This window comes from Brevundimonas sp. (assembly GCF_024711105.1).
Classification (GTDB): domain Bacteria; phylum Pseudomonadota; class Alphaproteobacteria; order Caulobacterales; family Caulobacteraceae; genus Brevundimonas.
In genome coordinates this window covers 1-3,994 of the sequence record NZ_JANJTL010000075.1, presented here as the reverse complement: position 1 = coordinate 3,994, position 3,994 = coordinate 1, and the positions used below count along the sequence as shown (strand labels likewise).

At 69.2% G+C, this 3,994-nt stretch carries 3 protein-coding genes; all 3 read left to right on the top strand.

The window, feature by feature from the left end:
* Positions 1-22 precede the first annotated feature (22 nt).
* The 3 genes from Q0M60_RS05720 to parC are packed head-to-tail and all read left to right on the top strand — an operon-like array spanning position 23 to position 3,463.
* On the top strand, positions 23-457 hold the full coding sequence (locus Q0M60_RS05720; RefSeq protein WP_296817093.1) for a nuclear transport factor 2 family protein: 435 nt from the start codon (positions 23-25) through the stop codon (positions 455-457).
* Complete coding sequence (recO, locus tag Q0M60_RS05715; protein WP_296817091.1) at positions 457-1,188, top strand: DNA repair protein RecO; 732 nt, start codon at positions 457-459, stop codon at positions 1,186-1,188. Before Q0M60_RS05720 ends, recO begins: the two co-directional genes overlap by 1 nt.
* Positions 1,189-1,222: 34 nt before the next feature.
* Entirely contained in the window at positions 1,223-3,463 is a 2,241-nt protein-coding gene (gene parC / locus Q0M60_RS05710) for a DNA topoisomerase IV subunit A (protein WP_296817090.1), read from the top strand.
* Positions 3,464-3,994: the final 531 nt, after the last annotated feature.

Below are 3,994 nucleotides of genomic sequence, written 5' to 3'. Positions count from 1 at the left end.
TCTCGCCTGGGGGACGCCGGCCCTGTCTGAGGAGCCCGAGGAGACCGCCGCCTCCGCCGTACTGGACGCCATGCACGCCGCCGAGAGCGCGGCGGACGGCGACGCCCTGTTCAGCCTGTTCACCGAGAACGCCACCTACCTTGGCACCGACGTGACGGAGCGCTGGAGCGTCTATGCTTTCGAGGCGTTCGCCCGACCCTATTTCGAGCAGGGCCGCGGGTGGACCTACACGCCGCGGGAGCGGAACCTGACCCTGTCCCCGCATCCCTGCCGGTGCGTGGTCTGGTTCGACGAAGTGCTGGACAATGCGGCCTATGGCACGGCGCGGGGCACCGGTGTCCTGGTGCTGACGGAGGAGGGGTGGCGGATCGGGCAGTACGCCCTGACCTTCCCCATCCCGAACGACCTAGCCCGGGACTTCACCACGCGCATCCGCGAGTTCGAGGCCGCCGACTAGTGGAGTTTCAGGACGACGCCTTCGTGCTCGCCGCGCGGGCGCATGGCGAGACGGGCGCGATCGTTGACCTGCTGACCCGTAGTCATGGCCGGGTGCTGGCCTTCGTGGTCGGCGGGGCGTCGCGCAAGATGAAGCCCTTCCTTCAGCCGGGCGCGCGAGTGTTGGCCGACTATCGCGCGCGGACCAGCGAGCACCTGGGCTCCGTGCGGATGGAGCCGGTGGGGGAGGGGGCGGCCGCCCTGTTCGACGACCGGCTGGCCCTGGCGGGCCTGGCGGCGGCGGCCTCGGTGGCGCAGGGCGCGCTGCACGAGCGCGAGCCGCATCCCGGGGCCTATCTGGCGCTTGAGGCCCTTTGCGAGGCCCTGGTCCATCCGGAGATCTGGCCCGCGGTGTTCGTGCGGTTCGAGCTGGGCCTGCTGGATGACCTGGGCTTCGGGCTGGACCTGTCCAAGTGCGCGGCGACGGGCTCGACGGACGACTTGATCTGGGTCAGCCCGAAGACGGGCCGCGCGGTCTCCGCTGAGGCCGGCCGGCCCTATGCCGACAGGATGCTGACGCTCCCGCCTTTCCTGCTGGGCTCGCAGCAGAGGCTCCAGCCGGGCGACGTCGGCGCAGGCTTCGCCCTGACCGGGCATTTCCTGGAGATGTTCGTCTTCCACCCGCTCAACAAGCCGCTGCCCACGCCCCGCCTGAGGCTTGTGGACCAGTTGAGCGATGCGAGGATGCTCTAGCGCGACCCGGCCCCGACTCGTCTAGAAGGACAGGATGACCCTTCATACGCCCCCGCCCGACGACGGCGGCCGCATTGTCGACGAGCCGCTCTCGGAAGCGCTGTCGCGGCGGTATCTCGCCTATGCGCTCTCGACCATCATGCACCGGGCCCTGCCGGACGTGCGCGATGGGCTGAAGCCCGTTCACCGCCGACTGCTCTACGCCATGCACCGGATGCGGCTGAACCCGGAAACGGCGGCCAAGAAGTGCGCCAAGGTGGTCGGCGAGGTGATGGGCGGCTTCCACCCCCACGGCGACCAGTCGATCTATGACGCGCTGGTGCGTCTCGCCCAGGACTTCGCCCAGCGCTATCCGCTGATCGACGGCCAAGGGAACTTCGGCAACATCGACGGCGATAGCGCCGCGGCCATGCGCTACACCGAGTGCCGGCTGACCGAGGCGGCCGCGCTCCTGATGGACGGCATCGACGAGGCGGTCGTCGACTTCCGCCCGACCTATGACGGCGAGGACGAGGAGCCGATCGTCGTTCCGTCGGGCTTCCCCAACCTGCTGGCCAATGGCGCGGCCGGCATCGCCGTCGGCATGGCGACCTCGATCCCGCCGCATAACGCGCTGGAGCTGATCGACGCCTGCCTGGTGCTGCTGGACGACCCGCACGTCTCGACCGAAGCCCTGATGGCGCAGGTGCCGGGGCCGGACTTCCCGACCGGCGGGGTCATCGTCGAGAAGGCGGCCTCGCTGCTGGAGGCCTATGACACCGGCCGGGGCGCGGTGCGGCTGCGGGCGCGCTGGAAGAAGGTGAACCTGGATCGCGGCCAGTGGCAGATCCTGATCACCGAGATCCCGTATCAGGTCCAGAAGAGCCGCCTGATCGAGCAGCTGGCCGAGCTGATCGAGACCAAGAAGGCGCCGCTGCTGGCCGACGTGCGCGACGAGTCCGCCGAGGACATCCGCGTCATCCTCGAACCCAAGAGCCGGACGGTCGAGCCGGAGCACCTGATGGAGAGCCTGTTCCGGCTGTCCGACCTGGAGACGCGCTTCTCGATCAACATGAACGTGCTGGACGCCTCGGGTGCGCCGCGCGTCATGGGGCTGAAGGCGTGCCTGCAGGCCTTCCTCGATCACCGGCGCGAGGTGCTGGTGCGCCGGGCCCGGCACCGGCTGGAGAAGATCGAGCGCCGCCTGCACCTGCTGGAAGGCCTGCTGGTCGCCTTCCTGAACCTGGACGAGGTGATCCGCATCGTTCGCGAGGCCGAGCACCCCAAGGCCGAGCTGATCGCGCGCTTTGCGCTCAGCGAGACCCAGGCCGACTTTATCCTCGACACCCGACTGCGCAACCTGGCGCGGCTGGAGGAGATGACCATCAAGCGCGAGCACGCCGAGCTGATGGAAGAGCGCGCCGGCATCACCGCCCTGCTGGAGTCCGACAAGAAGCAGTGGAAGCTGGTCGCCACCGGCCTGAAGGATGTCCGAAAGACCCTGGCCGAGGCCGACCGCGGCGACGCCGAGCGGCCGAGCGGCGTAAAGGGCCGGTCCTCCTTCTCTGAAGCGCCGGACGCGATCGCGGCGCCGCCGGTCGACGCCTTCGTGGTGCGCGAGCCGATCACGGTCGTGCTGTCCGAGCGCGGCTGGATCCGCGCGGCCAAGGGCAAGGTCGAGGATCCGTCGGAGCTTAAGTTCAAGGAAGGCGACAAGCTGGCCTGGCTGGTTCCCGCCGAGACGACGGACAAGCTCCTGATCTTCGCTTCGGACGGGCGGGCCTTCGCGCTCGGCTGCGACAAGCTTCCGTCGGGCCGTGGCCATGGCGAGCCGCTCAGGCTGATGCTTGACCTGGAGGAGGGGGCCCAGCTGGTGGCTGTGATGGCGCACAAGCCGGGCCGCAAGCTGCTGATGGCCTCGGCCGAGGGCTATGGTTTCATCCTGCCGGAAGAGGAGGCCCTGTCGAGCCGCCGGGCCGGCAAGCAGGTCCTGAACGGCACGGCGCTGGTCTGCGCGCCCGCCGAGGGCGACCACGTCGCGGTGCTGGGCAAGTCCGGCAAGGCGCTGGTCTTCCCGCTGGCCGAACTGCCGGAAATGCCGCGCGGCAAGGGCGTGAAGCTGACCTCGGACAAGAAGGGGATCAGCGACGCCATGGTCTTCGACGGCGAGGCCGGCCCGACCTGGCCCGACGGCGGCGGTCGAACCCGCCAGTGGCCCGACTGGAAGGACTGGCTCGGCAAGCGCGCCCAGGCCGGCAAGGTCGCGCCAAAGGGGATGAAGCGGCTGCGCCTATGACGCTGTCGCTCTGAGCAGAGCGACACAGCGACAGAGCGACAGGCAGCGCCCTGCGAAAAACACCGTCCGAAGCGTCCGATGCGTCCGGATGCGGGGTGCGAGGTCTGACGATGTGAAAGACCTCGCCGCATCATACGAGTGCGCGAAGCGACGGTGATGTACGGCTGATCGACAGGCTGTTTCATCAGCCTGATCAGGGTCCTGTGGCTCATCGAAATGGGACTTCGTCGCCGCTGACCGTCTCCTTCTCCCATTGGGAGAAGGTGGCCCGAAGGGCCGGATGAGGGTCGGATCGTGCGGGACCTGGCGAAGGCGCGCCCCTCACCCTTTGCGCAGCCGGCCGCTAGGCTTGCCGGGCGCTCATCCACCCTCTCCCAATGGGAGAGGGAACTCCTGCTAGCGGAGCGACTCTGCTTCAAGCGCGGCGAGCGCCTCGCGGCTCTCGTCAAGGCTCGCCTGGGCGGCGGTGCGGACGTCGTCGCCTTCCGCCGCACGGAGAGCGGCTTCGGCGACGAGGACTTCGCGGCGGAG